This is a genomic window from Prochlorococcus marinus subsp. marinus str. CCMP1375, assembly GCF_000007925.1.
GTDB classification, from domain to species: domain Bacteria; phylum Cyanobacteriota; class Cyanobacteriia; order PCC-6307; family Cyanobiaceae; genus Prochlorococcus_E; species Prochlorococcus_E marinus.
This window is the reverse complement of record NC_005042.1, coordinates 1,706,096-1,724,416: the sequence shown is the minus strand read 5'-3', so window position 1 is coordinate 1,724,416 and position 18,321 is coordinate 1,706,096. Positions and strand designations below refer to the sequence as shown.

At 36.5% G+C, this 18,321-nt stretch carries 17 protein-coding genes; 3 read left to right on the top strand and 14 right to left on the bottom strand.

Annotation, left to right across the window (positions count from 1 at the left end; translation table 11 throughout):
- Positions 1 to 4 precede the first annotated feature (4 nt).
- The 4 genes from PRO_RS09185 to PRO_RS09170 form a co-directional block, all read right to left on the bottom strand.
- On the bottom strand, positions 5 to 658 hold the full coding sequence (locus PRO_RS09185) for a diacylglycerol/polyprenol kinase family protein (RefSeq protein ID WP_011126013.1): 654 nt from the start codon (positions 656 to 658) through the stop codon (positions 5 to 7).
- Between the two features lie 8 nt (positions 659 to 666).
- The gene (locus tag PRO_RS09180) at positions 667 to 1,686 is read right to left on the bottom strand and encodes an RpoD/SigA family RNA polymerase sigma factor (RefSeq protein ID WP_011126012.1); all 1,020 of its coding nucleotides are present in this window, start codon (positions 1,684 to 1,686) and stop codon (positions 667 to 669) included.
- Between the two features lie 216 nt (positions 1,687 to 1,902).
- Positions 1,903 to 4,014 carry a polyphosphate kinase 1 gene (gene ppk1 / locus PRO_RS09175; protein WP_011126011.1) on the bottom strand — a complete coding sequence of 704 codons (2,112 nt, stop codon included), beginning with the start codon at positions 4,012 to 4,014 and terminating at the stop codon, positions 1,903 to 1,905.
- A gap of 88 nt (positions 4,015 to 4,102) precedes the next feature.
- Positions 4,103 to 5,362 (bottom strand): MFS transporter, encoded by a 1,260-nt coding sequence (locus tag PRO_RS09170; protein ID WP_011126010.1) that lies wholly within the window; start codon positions 5,360 to 5,362, stop codon positions 4,103 to 4,105.
- Between the two features lie 31 nt (positions 5,363 to 5,393).
- Between PRO_RS09170 and PRO_RS09165 the strand changes: the two genes are divergently transcribed.
- Entirely contained in the window at positions 5,394 to 5,885 is a 492-nt protein-coding gene (locus PRO_RS09165) for an acetyltransferase (protein ID WP_011126009.1), read from the top strand.
- A 34-nt stretch (positions 5,886 to 5,919) separates the two neighbouring features.
- Here PRO_RS09165 and PRO_RS09160 read toward each other — a convergent pair whose 3' ends face one another.
- Positions 5,920 to 6,975, bottom strand: coding sequence for an anthranilate phosphoribosyltransferase family protein (locus PRO_RS09160; protein ID WP_011126008.1), 1,056 nt, complete (start codon positions 6,973 to 6,975; stop codon positions 5,920 to 5,922).
- Here PRO_RS09160 and cobA point away from each other — a divergent pair.
- Positions 6,974 to 7,759: a uroporphyrinogen-III C-methyltransferase gene (cobA, locus tag PRO_RS09155; RefSeq protein WP_011126007.1), complete on the top strand. Its 786-nt coding sequence runs from the start codon at positions 6,974 to 6,976 to the stop codon at positions 7,757 to 7,759. The genes PRO_RS09160 and cobA overlap by 2 nt on opposite strands.
- Here cobA and PRO_RS09150 read toward each other — a convergent pair.
- The 7 genes from PRO_RS09150 to gcvT all read right to left on the bottom strand — a co-directional run bounded on the left by PRO_RS09150 (position 7,756) and on the right by gcvT (position 16,132).
- Positions 7,756 to 8,595, bottom strand: coding sequence for an aminotransferase class IV (locus tag PRO_RS09150; protein WP_011126006.1), 840 nt, complete (start codon positions 8,593 to 8,595; stop codon positions 7,756 to 7,758). The two genes, cobA and PRO_RS09150, sit on opposite strands and share 4 nt — an antisense overlap.
- Positions 8,592 to 9,926, bottom strand: coding sequence for an anthranilate synthase component I family protein (locus PRO_RS09145; RefSeq protein WP_011126005.1), 1,335 nt, complete (start codon positions 9,924 to 9,926; stop codon positions 8,592 to 8,594). Before PRO_RS09145 ends, PRO_RS09150 begins: the two co-directional genes overlap by 4 nt.
- A 2-nt stretch (positions 9,927 to 9,928) precedes the next feature.
- Positions 9,929 to 10,612 carry a 7-cyano-7-deazaguanine synthase QueC gene (gene queC / locus PRO_RS09140; protein ID WP_011126004.1) on the bottom strand — a complete coding sequence of 228 codons (684 nt, stop codon included), beginning with the start codon at positions 10,610 to 10,612 and terminating at the stop codon, positions 9,929 to 9,931.
- A 66-nt stretch (positions 10,613 to 10,678) separates the two neighbouring features.
- Positions 10,679 to 11,356, bottom strand: a complete 678-nt coding sequence (locus PRO_RS09135) for a 7-carboxy-7-deazaguanine synthase QueE (protein WP_011126003.1) — start codon at positions 11,354 to 11,356, stop codon at positions 10,679 to 10,681.
- Positions 11,353 to 13,008: a CTP synthase gene (locus tag PRO_RS09130; protein WP_011126002.1), complete on the bottom strand. Its 1,656-nt coding sequence runs from the start codon at positions 13,006 to 13,008 to the stop codon at positions 11,353 to 11,355. The genes PRO_RS09135 and PRO_RS09130 overlap by 4 nt, the downstream gene beginning before the upstream one ends.
- Before the next feature lie 112 nt (positions 13,009 to 13,120).
- On the bottom strand, positions 13,121 to 14,938 hold the full coding sequence (gene aspS / locus PRO_RS09125; protein WP_011126001.1) for an aspartate--tRNA ligase: 1,818 nt from the start codon (positions 14,936 to 14,938) through the stop codon (positions 13,121 to 13,123).
- Positions 14,939 to 15,010: 72 nt separating this feature from the next.
- Complete coding sequence (gene gcvT / locus PRO_RS09120) at positions 15,011 to 16,132, bottom strand: glycine cleavage system aminomethyltransferase GcvT (RefSeq protein WP_011126000.1); 1,122 nt, start codon at positions 16,130 to 16,132, stop codon at positions 15,011 to 15,013.
- Between the two features lie 144 nt (positions 16,133 to 16,276).
- Between gcvT and PRO_RS09115 the strand changes: the two genes are divergently transcribed.
- Entirely contained in the window at positions 16,277 to 16,504 is a 228-nt protein-coding gene (locus tag PRO_RS09115) for a hypothetical protein (protein ID WP_036892581.1), read from the top strand.
- 35 nt (positions 16,505 to 16,539) lie between these two features.
- Here the strand turns inward: PRO_RS09115 and speB are convergent, their stop codons facing one another.
- Positions 16,540 to 17,451: an agmatinase gene (gene speB, locus PRO_RS09110; protein ID WP_011125998.1), complete on the bottom strand. Its 912-nt coding sequence runs from the start codon at positions 17,449 to 17,451 to the stop codon at positions 16,540 to 16,542.
- The gene (speE, locus tag PRO_RS09105) at positions 17,448 to 18,311 is read right to left on the bottom strand and encodes a polyamine aminopropyltransferase (RefSeq protein ID WP_011125997.1); all 864 of its coding nucleotides are present in this window, start codon (positions 18,309 to 18,311) and stop codon (positions 17,448 to 17,450) included. The genes speB and speE overlap by 4 nt, the downstream gene beginning before the upstream one ends.
- Positions 18,312 to 18,321: the final 10 nt, after the last annotated feature.

Here is an 18,321-nt window from a genome sequence, read left to right as displayed (position 1 = left end):
CAATTTATCTAAATGACATTATTTGCCAACTTAAGGCTACGCCAATTGGAACCGTAATATTATCTATTCCTAAAGTACTCACTTGTTCTAATGCAACAGCAATAGATGTAATCGAAAGTATAGCTATAGGACCCAACTGCATAGCTGTTGATTGATTGACTATTGTTAAAATTAGTGCGGAAACGAAACCCATAGTTAATGTTCCTATTAGTGATTTTCGTTGACCAAATAGAATCCATTGAGGCGATTTGACTTTTCGACCTATGAAGCCTGCCAAGCCATCTCCAAATGCCATTACAAGGACACCTGATATGACTGCGGAAGGGTTGTCAGTCCAAAATAAAATAAGTAATAATGTGATACTTATTCCATATGCAATTGTCCCAAAACTTTTTCGCTCTATATTTTCTATTGAGGTTAGTAACTTAAAACGATAATTGATCAATAGTGCAAGTGTAATTACACTTGCAATAGGGATTGCAATTTGGGCAGATATATTTAGCCAGTAAGCTAATGGGATGATAGGACCACTTCCCATATGAACAATTTTACGACTTAATTCTTTTTCTTCAGGAAATAATTTATTGCAAAAATAACTAGTGGATAGAACAATAATCAACCAACCACTAATAAGTATAAAAGAGTAGGCGTTAATCAATTTGAATTTTATGCAGCTTGTTGATGAGTAGTCATTCCTCTGAGTTTTAAAATAGCCTTGGCCTCAAGTTGCCGAACACGTTCTCTAGATACATTGATTTGTCTTCCAATCTCAGCGAGTGTTAGAGGCTCTTCTCCATCAAGACCAAATCGTAATCGCATTATTTTTTGCTCTCTCTCATTAAGTTGAGATAGCCATCCACTGAGATGTTCTTTTTGCATATTGCGATCCATACATTCCATAGGTTCATCATAATTTGGATCAGGTATGAGTTCCCCTAATGTACTTCTGTCTTCTTCACCACGCGCATGGGAGTCTAATGACGCACATGGAGCACTTTGTGCCATTAGATCTTCTAGATCTTTTGGCTCCATACCCAATTCATTTGCTAGTTCAACGCGATTTGGCTGTCGTCCTAAATTGTGGGACAGTTCACGTGAAATGCGTCTCATTTTAGATAGCTTTTCACTGATATGGATTGGTAATCGAATAGTACGAGCACTGTTGTCAATTGCTCTTGTCATTCCTTGACGTATCCACCAATATGCATATGTTGAAAACTTGTATCCCATAGCAGGATCAAATTTATCAACTGCTCGCTCTAGACCAATTGCTCCTTCTTGTACTAGATCAAGTAGCTCTAATCCTTGATTTTGATATTTTTTTGCAACACTTACAACAAGTCTAAGATTTGCAGCCATCATGCGATCTCTCGCTCGCTTTCCCATGCGAATTTGATGTCTTTGGCGAGTGTTGATATTCTCCTTAGGAATATCTAACAGCCCTTTCATTTTTTGGACATGATGAGCAAGTTCTATCTCTTCTGCTGGAGTTAGCAAAGGTACCCGTCCAATGCTACTTAAATAAAAACCAATTGAATCAGTTCCAACTCGACCAGCAGGACGACCACGACCTGCTGACGAGGTAGTTATTTTGTTTTGCCTTTCCTCTTTCGAGGTCTTTGGCAATGAAATTTTTTCTGATGGTGATGAAGAATCACCTTTAACAGATTCCAGAGGGATCCCCATCACCCTGGCCTCCTATAATTATGTTTAGAAAGAACTTAGCACTGTTATAGAAAATAACAGTGAATTAAATAAAACTTTTTGATTGAAGCAATCTTCATTGTTCAATAAGTTACTTGATTAGGTATTAAGACTTAGAGCATGTTCATGATCCTTCGCTCCGTTTTTAGAGCTGTATTGCAATTATTTTGATTCTCTAATTCTATGATTTGACTAATATTAAAAATCCATTAGTTTGTTTTGAGCAGAAATTTCTTCGCTTTTTATTGCTGATTTTCTAAGAAATTTGCCATTGCTTTGCATTTCCCATGCATCTACATTGTCATTTAAATAAATTTCTAAAATAGAATTTAGTTGTTTTTTTAAAGTGGGATCTTCAATAGGCGTAACAGCTTCAACTCTTCGATCTAAATTTCTTCGCATCCAATCTGCACTTCCTATAAAAACTTCTGGCTGATTATTATTATAAAACCAGAAAATCCTTGAATGCTCTAGATATTTTCCTATTATGCTCACCACTCTAATTTTTTCACTAAGGCCTTCTTTTTTAGGGTATAAGCAGCACATTCCTCGTACAATTAGCTCTATTTTTACTCCTGCTTGTGATGCTTCATAAAGTAAATTAATAATACTTGGATCAACAAGTGCATTCATTTTGGCTTTAATTTTTGCCTGCTTGCCATTTTTTGCGTTTTCAATTTCTCGCTGTATTAGTGTTTCTATTCCACGTCTTAGGCTTACTGGAGCAACTAATAATTTCCTAAAGCTTGGTTGCTTTGAAAACCCGGTTAGATAATTAAATAGCTCTACTAAATCTTGTCCCAATTCCGGTTGAACCGATAGTAACCCCAAGTCTGTATATTGATTGGATGTTTTTGAATTATAGTTACCTGTTCCAATATGAAAATAACTGCGTAATCGCTCTTTTTCTTTACGGATGACTAATGCAATTTTTGTATGTGTTTTAAGTCCTACAACGCCATAGACAACATGCACTCCAGATTTTTCTAATTGTTTTGCCCATTGAATATTGTTGTCTTCATCAAAACGAGCTTTTAATTCAACAAGTGCCATTACTTGTTTTCCATTTTCTGCGGCTCTAATTAATGCCTCAATAATTGGAGAGTCTTTTGAAACCCTATAAAGAGTCATTTTGATTCCCATTACTAAAGGATCATCAGCAGATTGATTGATAAATTCTTCTACTGAACTTGTAAAAAGATCATATGGATGGTGAAGGAGCAAATCTTTAGCTCTAATTATCGAAAATATGCTTCTAAATTCTTCTTGCTTGATTGAACCATCTTCCAGTAACCCATATTGACTATTTTTTAGAGAGTTATGAATTTTGCCATACTTTGATGTAGAAGATAAATGCTGAGTGTCGATAGTGATTAGCTCAAATAGTTCATCTAGGCCTAATAATCCATCAACGCAATAAAGGTCTGCTTCTTCTACATCCATGCTTTCCATTAGTAAGTCAAGAATTTTCTTTGGCATTGTTTTTAATACTTCAAGTCTTACTATTTCTCCACCCATGCGACGTTTGCGAAGACCTTGCTCTAGGGCAATCATTAGGTCATCGGCTTCAAGATCTCTCAACTCTAGGTCTGCATCTCTAGTGACTCGAAAAAAGGAGTGTTCTTCGATTTCCATTCCTGGGAAGAGCAAATTTAAGTTAAATGCCACTACTTGTTCAACAGGAATGGCGCTATAGATTGGCTTTGGATTTTTATCACTTAAATCACTTGGAATAGTTATAAATCTAGCGATTGTTTTTTGTGGGACTTTGACTCTTGAAAATTGTTGCTGACCGGAATCAGGATCACGAATTAATGCTGCAATATTGAGACTAAGATTGCTAACAAATGGAAAAGGATGAGCTGGATCAACAGCTAGTGGTGTAAGTATTGGGAAAATGGCTGTTTTAAAGTAATTATCAACCCAATTTTTTTCACGAGATGTTAGCTCTATATAATCAAGCAAGAAAATATTCTCTTTCCTAAAAGCATCTTTTAAATTAGATAAATAGTGTGTTTGCTGTTTTTGAAGAGAAGGCAAAAGCTTCTCACGAATTTGAATTAATTGTTCAGTGGGTGTTTTATTATCCTCACTTTTTTTTGTTACTCCTGCTTCTACTTGTGATTTTAATGAAGCAACTCTAACCATAAAAAATTCATCTAAATTATTACTAAAAATCGCACTAAATTTAGCTTGATCTAGAAGAGGGGTCTTTTTATCAATGGCTTTCTCAAGAACTCTTTCATTGAAATTAATCCAGCTTAACTCTCTATTAATATAATTCTCTGCAAGTCGAAATTTTTTAGCCATTGTGTAATATTAATGTTCTTTGTAATTCGTTATTAGATTGCTAATCATTATAACATTATAGATTCTGCATTCTCTTTTATATTCTTTTCTAGATTGATCTTTGAGACTTAATGTGTCTTTTGTTGGAAATTAATATTATAACGATAATTAATACAATGCTGGTTCCCAAAAATGGACTCTTTACGCCTAAAAAATCATAGGAAATACCAGCGATTGCTGCTCCTATAAAAGTACCTAAACTTTGCAACCCTTGAAGACTCCCAAGAATAGCTCCTTGATTAGTGGCATTTAATCTTTTTGAGACTAGAGCACGTAGACAAGGTGTTACTAAGCCAGTTCCTAAGGCTAAAATCGCAACAGCTGTGAATACTATTGGTATCGCATTTCCTTGATTAGCAATTGGTAAAAGTAAACATCCAATAATTACAAAGCCAATTCCTATCATTGTTAATCTCCATTCTCCAAAACGATTCACTAGAGGACCAATCAAGCCACCTTGGACAACCATGGCAACTAGTCCTACAACTACAAATGTAAGACTGGCTAATTCTGGACTCCAGTTAAAAGCCTGTTTCAAATAGAGAACTAAGATAGCAGTAAACCCGTTGAAAGCCATAAAGAATAGGAAAAACCCTAGACAAAGTCTGCGTAATGATGGATTTGTAAAAATCAGACTTAATTGTGTGATTGGGTTAAGTTCTCTTTTTCTAGGTAATTGATTGCGTGCATTAACAGGATGAGTCTCTGGTAATAGCCAAGTTACCAAGGTTAGATTTAACATTGCAAAAGCTGTCGCTGCCCAGACTGGCAAGGTAACGCTATATTTTGCGAGTGTTGTCCCTAGCCCGGGACCCAATAGAAAACCTAGTCCAAAAGCAACACCTATTAGACCAAAAGTTTTTGCACGATTTTCTGGTGTAGATATATCTGCAAGTATTGCCGTTGCTGTTGTCGCTGTTCCACCACTAATCCCATCGATAATTCTAGCTATAAATAAAAAGATTAAAGGAAGACTTGCAGCTGATACAGGGAGGATATTTTCCCAGTTTAGACTTACTGTTATTGCAAAGAGACTAAGACCTATAACTGAACCAAATACACAGATTATGATTATTGGTTTTCTACCAAAACGGTCACTGAGTGCTCCTATTAATGGGGCAACAGTAAATTGTGATATGGCATAGGTTCCTGCAAGTAGGCCAATAGTACTTCCACTACTTGTAAAGCGTTCTAAAAGAAAAGGCAATAAAGGAAAAACGATAGTCTCACCTAATCGGTCATTTAATAAAGTAATGAAGGCACATAGCAGAGTCGGTACTTTTGGCTTTTTCAAAGAGAAACTATGCATAATAGTTTAAAGATCTCATAGAGGGTGGTTTTTGACTAAGGCTGAACAGAATAATTTCGATGTTCATTTAAGACCAATTAAAAATTTGGATCACCTTGTACTTAGAGAGGTATATACAGATGCAATTGTTTCACAAGGATCAGTCTTTTATAGTAATGATCAAATCGAAGCTTGGAGAGGATTAGCGTTTTTGCCAGGAGTTCTTGATAAACCAATAGAAGATGGAAAAGGGTGGTTAGCAGTGAAACAAAATCAAGTTGAAGCATTTGGACTTCGCTATCCATCTGATCGCTTAGCTCTCCTTTATTGTCGAGGTCGTTCCATGCGAAAAGGCTATGCTACTAAGCTTCTTCAGAAAATTGAATTAGATGCTTTTCAAGAAGGAATCACAACATTATTTACTGAAGCAAGTTTATTTAGCCATCCTTTGTTGTTGAGATCTGGTTGGGTTGAGATATCTATAGAAAAAATCGAAATAGCGAGTATCCCTTTTGATCGTTTTCGAATGTTGAAAAAACTTTAGAAACGCATTCAATAATAATTTACTAACAAATGGTTTATTTGTTTCTCCATGCAATTAATTGATTAAGCTTCTTTTTTGCTGAACCAGATTGAATTGCTTTCTCAGCTTTCTTCATACCAATAGAAATATTTTGTACTGCTCCTGCAAACCACAGGTAAATTCCTGCATTCCAAACAAGAGCTTTGTATAACGGGCCTTCACCCTGAAGGGCTTTAAAACTGTTAGTTCTCCATGTAGCGATATCATCAAATTCTAAGTCTTTGCAATTCATTGAATATTCTCGAGGATTAATTTTCACGTCGTTTAATATTTGATTTTTCATAAATTTTAAGTTTGATATTCGACTGGTTGGTATGTCGATCCCTCCTTCAAGACCATTGACCATTATGAAATTTTGTTCATCTAATAATCTCAGTGTTTTGATATGTCTATCTTCTGTTGGTGTATGAACAAAACCAGAAATTAGAATATGTTCTCCTTGATGGGCTGACCAAATTAATTCCATACTTGCGATTGGAGGCCTTTTCCCAATTTCTTCTCGATAGTTGATTAAACTATCTGCTAAAGGAAAATGATCTGGCTGATAAATAAGCGCTAGTCCATGTTCTGAAAAACCGTCTTGTACTTTTTGTATATCCATTCCTCCTAGGCATAGCCCTAGTCCTTTAAATAATTCTTCTGTTGTTACACCATATTTAACTGGCAATCGTCCTGCACCTTGAAGAATTACTGGTTGAGATGCATCTAAAAGTAAAAGAGTAGTGAGAGGATAAATAGGTGAGGTTTTTTTTCTTCCATCGAAGGGCATTCCAAAACAAATAGGTGGGTGTAAATTATTTTCGGAATATAGTTTTGGACCTAGCTTTAAGTAAGTATCTACCATCCCAGCAAGTTCTTGTGGCTCTGGGCGCCGAATACGATGAGCAATCATGAAAGCGCCTATTTGGGCAGGACTAGGATCTCCGTTGAGGATTAGTTCTAAAGCATCGGCTGATTCTTCTCGTGTCATTCCACGGCTAGTTTGCTCTCCGCTACCTATCTTGCGTAGGTAGCGCTTAAAACGCTCTTGATTAAAAGATGTTTCCTTCATGAAAGACAAGCAGCTAGGGACTGTCTATTTAGTTGGTGCTGGCCCTGGAGATCCTGACTTATTAACTGTTAGGGCACATAGGCTCCTGAGTCAATGTGATGTCTTGGTATATGACGCTTTAGTGCCGGATGAAATTCTTAAATTAGTTAAAAAAGACTGTAAATCTATTTTTGTGGGGAAATTAAGAGGTCATCATTCAACTTCACAATTGAAAACTAATGCACTTCTTTTGGAATTAGTAAAAAAGAACAAATGTGTAGTGCGTTTGAAAGGGGGAGACCCTTTTGTTTTTGGACGTGGTGGTGAAGAGGCAGCTTATTTACATAAGAATGGTATTGGTGTTGAAGTTGTTCCTGCCATTACATCTGGTATAGCTGCTTCAGCATATTTTGGTATTCCTTTGACCCATCGTATTGCAAGTAGTTCAGTGACCTTTGTGACAGGACATGAAGGCATTGATAAACGCCGACCTTCTGTGAATTGGAAAGCTCTTGCAAAAGCAAGCAATACTTTAGTTATTTATATGGGTGTACATAATCTCAGTTATATTGTTAAGGAATTATTAGCTGCAGGCCTGTCCCCAAAGATTCCATCAGCGGTTATTCAGCAGGCAACTGTTAATGGACAACGTTGCTTGAGAACCTCATTAGATAGCCTTGTGAAAGAAGTAAAAGAGCAAGAATTTATTTCTCCTTCCATAATCATCATCGGAGAAACCATAAATTTTCAGATTGAAGCTTGTGCACCATCCCCAGCAAAAGTCACCATGCCAATTTCTTTTTAACTCTTTGTTAATGATGTCCAAAGTATTTTACTTGCCTCATACTCTTCAAATGATTTTGTGTTGACCTTGATAATAGAATGACAACTAAGACTATTAATCAATAGCCATTGATCCTTAGGTTCAGGTTCAGGAGAAATCTTAGCTTCTTTTAAAATCCCAGAATTTAGTCCTTGTTGCCTCATTATACCGGGAAGGCAACCACTACTTATATGAGGAGTTAACCATTTATCTCTCCTTTTGACAATTAAATTAGATGTTGTTCCACAAGCTATCTCACCATTAGTACTTAACAATAAAGCATCATCAAAGCCAGCAATATTTGCTTCACGACGAGCTTGGATTGATTGGGTATAGGCAAATGTTTTGCATTGATTGATTTTGCTATTCGCATTGCGTTGTTCAAGTTTACTTATCATTGTTGTAATAGGTTTAAAAGAAGGCTTGTACGCACGAAGTGTCAACCAAAATCTGTGAGAGGATGATTTAGCATTAGCAGATGAAAGCTTAATACCACGTCCATTGTTGTCGCCTCTACTCCAATTAAGTCTAAGGACAGCACTGCCTTGGGCTAAAGGGTTCTTATTAATAGCTTCTTTAATTAATGACAGTATATGGTCTTTGGTTGGTGGTTTTGCCATTCCTAAAAGGATGGCACTCTCGTTCCATCTATCGAGGTGGGCATTTAATAATATCGGTTGATTATTCATAATTAGAATAGTTTCAAATATTCCATCGCTAAGAGTTAGACCACGATCATTTATTGGCAACTGTGGCTCATTATGTTTAATCCAATGACCATTAATCCAACTGATTTGATTATCTAAAATATTGTTCATTGCAATGCCTCCAGTATAGGCATTATCTTCCAAGTTAACTCTTCTGATTCACTATAAGGATCCGAATCAGCAACAATGCCACAACCTGCATATATACGTAAACTAGATTTCTGAACCATTAAAGATCGGATCAGAATATTGCTATCAAATTGACCATTCCAATCTAAATGTATGAAGGACCCACAATATGGTCCTCTTGCAATTGACTCTTGTTCATATAAACGTTTGCATGCCCTTATTTTAGGGGCACCGGTAATTGATCCACCCGGCCAACAGGCTTCAAGAAGATCAACCCATGTTTTATTTGTTTTTAGCTTCCCTTTAATAACTGATGTTAAGTGATGGACCTTGGAAAAACTTTCTAAACCTACCAATTGTGTAATGTCTATTGTCCCAGGTATGCAGACTTTTCCTAAATCATTTCTTAGTAAATCAACAATCATAATATTTTCAGCTCGGTCTTTTAAACTGCTTACTAGATCAGCCGCAAATTCAGAATCTTTTTTAGGGTTAGCATGACGAGGTCTAGTTCCTTTTATGGGTCTTGTTTCTACTTTTTGATTTGGCAAAACTTTTAGAAAACGTTCAGGTGAGGTAGATATAACAGCTTCACCTAGAGCTTCTCCTGTTGCTACGACTATTCCTGAAAATGGTGAAGGACAGTATTGTCTCAGCCTCTTAAAAAGGTCAATAGATAAAAGATTTGCAGTATTTTTTGTTTGACAACATGTAGAAAGGTTTGCTTGAAAAATATCTCCCTCTTCAATATATTGTTTTATAGTTGCTACTTTTTTAGCGTATTCCTCTTTATTATTTAGCCATTTCCACTTTTCTTTGGCAATACCTTGAAACTCTTTAGTTCTTTTTAGAGATTGATTCTTTTGTAAATTACTTGCTTTTAATTCTTTGAGTAATTCTCTGATTTCTACTAATCTTTTACGATCGATTCCTTCAAGCCAGAGTTGCTGATTATATAAATCAAATTTCAGAATAGGATCATGTCTAGCACACCATAGTGTAGCCATTGAATCTTGTTTCCATGGATTATTAGGTTCAATCCATGCTCCAGCTTCATAGCTAAGCCAACCACTCCAATGTCCTGAGTGGATAGTCCGTAGTAATTCAAAAGGGTTGGTAGCTGATGGGTCATTTGGTAAACCATGAGAACAAATGTGTTCAATTGGATCTGCTCCTAAAATTATCCATCGCCCATTTTTGCTTCCATCACTATCAAGCCACACTAGTCCTGGTTCTCCATAAATTTGAATTAGTTTTTGAGCAACAATTTGAGGATCAACCCAATCCAATAGCTCTCTACACAAATTATTCATCTTCAGTGAGTCTTAGAATTATTTAAGGACCTTACGCTTTGTAATGCTTCATTGCGTATACGACAGCTATCACATAAACCACATTCTTCTGTGTCTCCGTTATAGCAACTCCATGTGAGATCAATTGGAATATCTAATCTTAGAGCTTCTTGAACTATTTGAATTTTATTCCAATGAATTAGTGGTGCCAATAATTTAATACCATTACCTTCTCTACCAGCCTTACTAGCTAAATTCGCAAGTTTTTGGAATTCATCTAAGTAATCAGGTCTGCAATCTGGATAACCTGAATAATCCATTGCGTTTATCCCTAAAACTAGTTGTTTTGCATTTCTTGCTTCTGCAAGACTCAGTCCAATAGCAATAAAGACTGTATTTCTTCCCGGCACATAAGTGTTTGGTATGACTCCTGGTAAAACGCCGGTTTTTGGAATTGATTCATTGAGATCAGTTAAAGATGATCCGCCCCAAGTGGATAGGTTGATATCGATTATGTGATGTTCTATTAGCTTTAAGTGATTTGCTAATAGTTTGGCTGCTTCTAATTCACGTTTATGCCGTTGCCCATAATCAAAAGATAGTCCTATTACATTGTGCCCTTGCTCTATTGCAATTGCTGTTGCAGTGGCTGAATCTAAACCTCCTGATAGAAGGGCAATAGTTTTTGGCCTTTCTTCTAGAGACATTACTTTTGGACTTTCTTGTTATTTAATTTTTAATAACAAGCAACTATAGTAAAAATTGTTGAATTTTTACAATACTCCTAACCATTTGTGGGTTTGTAGGCTCAATCTCCATTGTGGATGGCTTTTGATATATTCAATTGTAAGTTGTGTACCTTCTTTACTGTTCCAGCCAGGTTGTAGAAAAAGATGAGGTTGCGAAATTTTATGGTTTTCATCTGAAGTTTTCTTAGAAATTTGTCTTTCTTTAATTGATTGATTAGCCATTTCTTCTGCAAAGAGCAAGTCTTCTTTTTGATGAATAACTACTTTTATTTCATCACATGCTCTGAGAAGAGATTTCTTGGGAAGGGCATGTCGCTTTGGGGAAAGTGTGATCCAATTTATTAATCCAGTTATTTCATCAACTCCAGAAGTCTCAAGATGAATAGGCATTGTTTCTCTGGAGTTATGGGAAGTGAAATCTTGTATGGTTTTACATAATGCATTCAAGTTGTGATGCAGAGGTTCACCTCCAGTGATAACTAAAATTGCTGCTCCTTGTGATTGAGCAATTGCAGCTTCTTTTGAAAGTTCTTCAACAGTTGCTTCTTGATGGGTAGCTATTGACCATGACTCTTTGGTATCACACCAAGGACAACCTACTTTGCAACCACCAAGTCGAATAAAAAATGCGCTTTTGCCAAAATGCAGACCTTCTCCTTGAAGAGAATGAAATCTCTCTACAATTGGTAGGCAAGTACTCATTTATTCTTTTGAAAATTGGGCAGAGTATTTTTGAATACTTCTTGAGGTGTTGCAGGTAAACGGAGTTGGGCGGCTTCTATTAGCCCTTGAAATAGTGGATGTGGTTTTCCTGGTCTGGATAAGAATTCAGGGTGATATTGGCAGGCTGTAAAGAAAGGATGACTTTTCAATTCAATCAGTTCCACTAATCGACCATCTGGTGATGTTCCGCTAATGCTATATCCAGATTCAACGAAGAGATTCCTATAAGAATTGTTGAATTCATAGCGATGTCTATGCCGTTCATACACTACTTCTTCTCCATAGAGCTTGTGCCCCATTGTCTCTGGGGTTAACCTGCATGGATACACACCTAGTCGCATTGTTCCACCTAAATCTATTACATCTTGTTGTTCAGGAAGTAAATGAATGACTGGATGACTTGCGTTTGGATCGAGTTCAGAACTTGTAGCTTCTTTTAACCCTGCTATATTTCTTGCCCATTCAATGACAGCACATTGCATTCCTAAGCAAAGCCCAAGGAATGGAATCCTTTTCTCTCTTGCCCATTGTATAGCTGTAATTTTTCCATTGACACCTCTATTCCCGAAACCTCCTGGAACTACAATTGCATCAATTCCTTCTAGAAGATTTTCGGGACCTTCAGTTTCTATTTTTTCAGCAGATACCCAGGTTATATTTAAAGAGGCATTCTGAGCTATGCAGGCGTGACGTAATGCTTCTACTACAGAAAGGTAGGCATCATTTAGTCGGACATATTTTCCAACAACAGCAACTGTGACTGATGGTCCAGGATTTCGTAATTGATGGATCAAGGCTTCCCATTCTTCCAAGTCACATTGATGATCCTCTAATTCTAAAATTTTAAGTATTTCTCTACAAAGGCCTTCTTTTTTTAAAGAAAGAGGAACTGAATAAATACTGTCAGCGTCTAATGCTGGAATTACAGCCTCAGCATGTACTCCACAAAATCCACTAATTTTAGTTTTTAATTCTTTATTAATGTTTCTATCACTTCTGCAGACCAAGACATCTGGTTGAATTCCTATAGAACGTAATTCTTTTACTGAATGTTGAGTTGGTTTAGTTTTGATTTCCCCTGACGTGTTGATGAAAGGTAAAAGAGTGACATGTATATAAGCAATATCATTTCTCCCAACATCACCTTTGAATTCACGAATTGCTTCTAGAAAAGGAAGAGATTCAATATCTCCTACAGTTCCACCAATTTCAGTAATAATAATATCAGCATTACTATTTGCAGATACGCGATGAATCCGCTCGCGGATTTCTTTTGTGATATGAGGGATAACCTGTACTGTTCCACCGTTATAGTCACCGCGTCTTTCTTTATTGATTACAGATTGATAGATAGAGCCTGTCGTCACACTATTTAATCGTGACATTGCAGTATCAGTAAAACGCTCGTAATGCCCTAGATCTAAATCTGTTTCTGCACCATCTTCGGTAACAAAAACTTCTCCATGTTGAAAAGGACTCATGGTTCCAGGATCCACATTTAAGTATGGATCTAATTTCAAAATGGATACGCTATATCCTCTTGATTTGAGGAGTCGTCCAAGACTGGCAGCAACAATTCCTTTACCGATGCTTGAAACAACTCCTCCAGTAACGAAGACAAATTTTGCCATTGAGTTTGTTTGTCTACTTTAAGTTAACTCGATCTTTAGCAAGGCCAAGAAAATTCAATATTTTTTGGATATATTGGAAAGATGGGTGGAGAACTTATAAACCAATATGAATCTATTCATTTTTTATGAAGGTGCTTGTTATATGAAGCTCTTTTAATTGTTTCTTTGATACTTCTGCAGGTGCTTCTGTTAATAAGCATTTAGCTTGTTGGGTTTTAGGAAAAGCAATTGTGTCTCTGATGGATTCTTCGCCAGCTAATAGCATGACTATTCTGTCTAACCCAAATGCCAGGCCTCCATGTGGAGGTGCTCCCATTTCTAGAGCTTCGAGCAGAAAGCCAAATTCTTTTTTTGCTTCTTGTAAAGGAAGCCCGATAGTTTTTAGAACTGTCAGCTGAAGATCAGGATTATGAATGCGTAAAGATCCTCCGCCAAGCTCTAGACCATTTAATACTAAGTCGTAAGCCTGGGCACGGGCTGTAGGAAGATTTGTTTCCCATAATCGTCTTTGACCTAGGTCGCTTTGATTGGGAGCACAGAACGGATGGTGAAGAGCTTCCAGGCGGTTTTCATCTGAGTTAAATTCAAACATAGGGAAATCAACTACCCAAAGAAAATTCCATTGTTCATTGTTCAGTTTGAATGGAATCAGGTCTAAATCTTTGGCAAGAAATTGTCTTAAGCGAGCGAGGGTTTTATTAACCGTTGTTGTATCGCCAGCTGCAAAAAGAATTAGATCTCCTTCATTTGCATTGGTTTGTTTGAGGAGTTCTTCTTTTTGCGCGATATTTAAATTGTCTTTTATTGCGCCTATAGTATCTATCTCACCATTGCCACGAACTCTTATAAAGGCGAGTCCTTTGGCACCTGCTTTTTCCGCTTCGCTAAAAATATCTCCTCCTGGCTTAATTCTTACATTGCTTATTAGCTGGTTACCTCCTGTGATAGTAATGCATTTGACCGAACCACCTGCATCAATAGCACCTGAAAAAACTTTAAAACCTATTCCTTTAAGAATTTGACTGACATTTTTGAGTTCCATCCCATAACGGGTATCTGGCCTATCAGTGCCAAATCGATCCATTGATTCTTGCCAAGTTAATCGAGGAAAAGGGTGGACAAGGTCTACGCCTTTGACGGATTTCCATATTGATGAGATTAATTTTTCGGTTAATCCTAAAATTTCTTCTTGGCTCATAAAACTCATTTCGATATCCAGTTGAGTGAACTCCGGTTGTCTATCTGAACGCAGGTCTTCATCACGAAAACATCTAGCTATTTGGTAATAGCGCTCTATTCCTCCGACCATTAATAATTGCTTGAAGAGTTGTGGGGATTGAGGCAAAGCGAACCAGTCCCCTTCACATACTCTTGAAGGGACTAAATAATCTCTCGCTCCTTCAGGGGTAGATCTAGTTAGGATTGGAGTCTCTACTTCCAGAAAATTTTCTTGCTCAAGAAAATTTCTGGCTGTTTTCAAAACTTCATGACGCAATCGAAGGTTTTTTGTCATGCGATCTTTTCTTAGATCTAAATAACGATGACGAAGTCTTAATTCTTCTTTGATTGGTTCATCATCGTGAACAGAAATAGAAAAGGGTAAGTTCCCTTGTATTTGATTTAAGACTTCTAGATGGTTTGCTAATACTTCTATTTCGCCAGTTTTTAATTTTTGATTACATGATTCTGAAGGCCTAGCCCTAATTGTTCCTGAAATTTGCACAACAGTCTCATTTCTAAGATTTTCTGCAACAGTAAATAGTTCTGATCCTTGATCAGGGTCAATTGTGATTTGAATTGTTCCAGTGCGGTCTCTTAGATCGATAAAAATCACACCACCGTGATCTCTTCGTCGATCTACCCAGCCACATAATTGGACATTGGAGTTAATGTGCTTTTTGCGCAGTTCTCCACAGTAGTTACTGCGCATGAGAAAAATCTAGATAGAGAGAATGAGTTTCCCATAACGAATGTATGTAGGCTTGAGAAAAGCACATTTATGTCAGGAAACTCTGCGATAAAAGGGCTTTTTGGCCACGATCGCTGTATGTAGCTTATCGCGTATTTGTACACTTACTGCTGTTCCTATTTTTGTTAAATCGATTGGTAAATATGCGAGTGCAATCCCTTCATTCAAAGTCGGGGACCAGCTTCCACTGGTAATTTCTCCAACAAATTTATTCTTAAACATTATTTGATAACCTTTTCGAGCTATTGCTCTCCCTTCAATCTTTAGAGCGACTAATTTCTTGTTTATACCTTCGTTAGTTTGTTTTACAAGTGCAGCTTTTCCAATAAATTCGTCTGGGGTTTCTAAGTGAACTAACCATCCTAAACCTGCTTCAAAAGGAGTGGTTGTATTGTTTATATCATTGCCATAAAGAGGCATTCCTGCTTCAAGTCTTAATGTGTCTCTAGCACCAAGACCACAAGGGGTGACTCCGTTTTCTATTAATTCGCGCCAGAGTGATTTTCCTGCATTTGTGTTGAGAAGGATTTCATAACCGTCTTCACCTGTATAACCTGTTCGTGCGATAAATATTGAGAAACTTACTGGATGAGTTTTTAGTTGTACTTGTATTTCTCGATGCCCAAATTTGGGAATATTCGTTAAAGATTCACCTAAGACATTACGTAGTTGATTTGTGGAGTCAGGTCCTTGTAATGCAAGCAGTACTCCATCACCCTTTGCATTGCAAACCTTAAGATTCTTATCCGAAAGATGTTCCTTGATCCAATCAATATCAGCTTGCGTACAACCTGCATTTATAACTATTAAAATGCATTCTTCATTATTTGGATCATTAGTGCCTAGGTCATAAACGATTAGGTCATCAATAATTCCGCCATCATTATTAAGCAAGACTGTATAGCATGCTTCTCCTGGTCCAATTCGGTGTAGATCGGAAGGAACTAATGTTTGCAAAGCATCTTTAGGGTTTTTTCCTTGAATAGAAAAAACTCCCATATGAGAAATATCAAATATTCCGGAATTTTTTCTTACTGCATTGTGTTCATTAATTAGTCCTGAGAATTGTATTGGCATGTTCCAGCCAGCGAACTCCACCATTCGAGCGCCCTCATTTAGGCAAGTTTCATAAAGAGGAGTGTTTTTTGATTTCATTTGACTTCTCTATAAAAGGTTCTTAGTGGTCGCATCATTCGAGCCAATTCCCAATACAATCTTGCACAATTCATATTTAGAAGTTTGTGGCCTGATTTGAAAACTTTCACTAATGTATAAGTCTTGGAACATATTTGATGTTTGATGTCATTTAAAGAATGTTGCAAAACTTGTAAATACAGTAAGGCTTTTCAGTCATCTGCAAATGGTTGGTGTTTGCTTCGAAAGATAAAAATCCATTCTGATATTGCTTCATATGCTTATTGCCATCATTGGAGTCAAGAAGAAGCATCTTTACCAGTACTTGAAAATATCGAAATGGTAGAAAAACAATTAGATTTCGGACGAGAATTGGCAATTAGTGAAATCTAACTTTTCAAAGCTTGCTGCCGATCATTGCAGTCACATTATCTAATTGTTGATTGAGAAATGCTGAGCAACATTATTAAACTTCTAGTTATTTTTGCACCTACTATACTACTTACTCCAGATGGATCTAACTGTGGCGCTAATTCCACAATATCTGCACCAATTATTTTATGGTTTTGAAGAACATTAATTATTGCAGAAAAGTCTTGCCAAGTGAAACCTCCTGGTTCAGGAGTTCCTGTCCCTGATATAACACTAGGATCAAACCAATCTACATCAACAGTTAAGTAAATAGGTTTACCTTTATGTGGATTTAATGCGTTATATAGTTCTTTTGCAGGTTGTCCTGAAATGAAATTTACCAATCTTTTTGTCTTTCTTAACTCATGCATTTCTTTTTTTGTACCGCTTCTTATTCCAACTTGAAAGACTCTTTCACTACTTATCATTTCAAGACATCTTCGCATAACACATGCATGGTTAAATTTGGATCCTAGCCATTCTTCTCTGAGATCTGCATGTGCATCTAATTGTATAAGTATTAAGTTCGGGAAATATTCTATAGTTGATTGAATTGATCCAATGGTAATTGAATGCTCACCACCAATGAGCAATGGTTTCATTCCTAAAGAATAAATGAAATTCGAAGCAGTTTTTACTTTCTTAATAACTGGTTCTGGAGCTCCAAAATTTATTTCTAAGTTACCAAAATCTGTAAAATTAATATCTTCAAGATCAAGGTTTAATTGTGGACAAAAAGATTCTATTCCATTACTAACCTGTCTAATTGAAGAAGGGCCAAATCTAGCTCCTGGCCTAAAAGACGTCGTTCCATCATAATTAACACCATAGATGCCTAGGTTGCAATTATCTACTTCTCGCTTTGCACACATATAAATAGCATCATCACAATTAAAGATTGGATCTTTGTTTTGGTTACTTTTATTCATTGTTGCAACTTTCTTTCAATGTTTGCTGGTATAGCATCAAAGCCCCCTCGTTGCCATCTTGGACTCCATACTTGACATGTTTTAGATATTGTATTGGCTCTAGAAATAATAGGGTAGAGATGGCGCGGCTTTTTAATTGAAGCAAATGTCCAACTCCATATACCACTTGGATATATTGGAACATAACCATATAATGGGTCTGCATATTTAAAAACTTCTTTTATCATCTTTACAGTATTGATATGAATATCTTCAAAGGATTCTGGAGATTCTGTTTGTGCTCCTAATACGCCATCTGGTTTAAGTATGCGATGACAATCCTTAAAAAAGTCTTTATTGAACAACCCTTTTGCAGGACCTTTGGGATCAGATCCATCTATAATAATGACATCGTATGAGTTATCTTTTGCATCTTTTACCCAGTTAATACCATTTGTTAATTTTAGATTAAGTCGTTGGTCTTTCCAACAATTACCTCCAATAACTGATAAGTATTGTTGACTCAACTCAACCACTCGTTTATCAATTTCAATTAGATCTAGGTTTTTTAATTCTTGATACTTAAGACATTCTCTTGCAGAGCCTCCATCACCTCCTCCTATAATTAAGACTTTATTTATTTCTTTTGAACCACATAAAGCAGGATGAACAATACATTCATGATATTGTTTTTCTTGATACTCTGCAGTCATCCAACAATTATCAAGTAGAAGAGCTTTCCCATAACGATTGCTTTCAAATATTGTTATCTTTTGGAAATTACTTATCTCTTCAATTATCTTTTTACCTTTGAGGCCATAGCGCACATCATTTTGATATTCATCAAGCCAAGAACCATTCGGATTTTCATTTTCAAACATGTTTTTATTA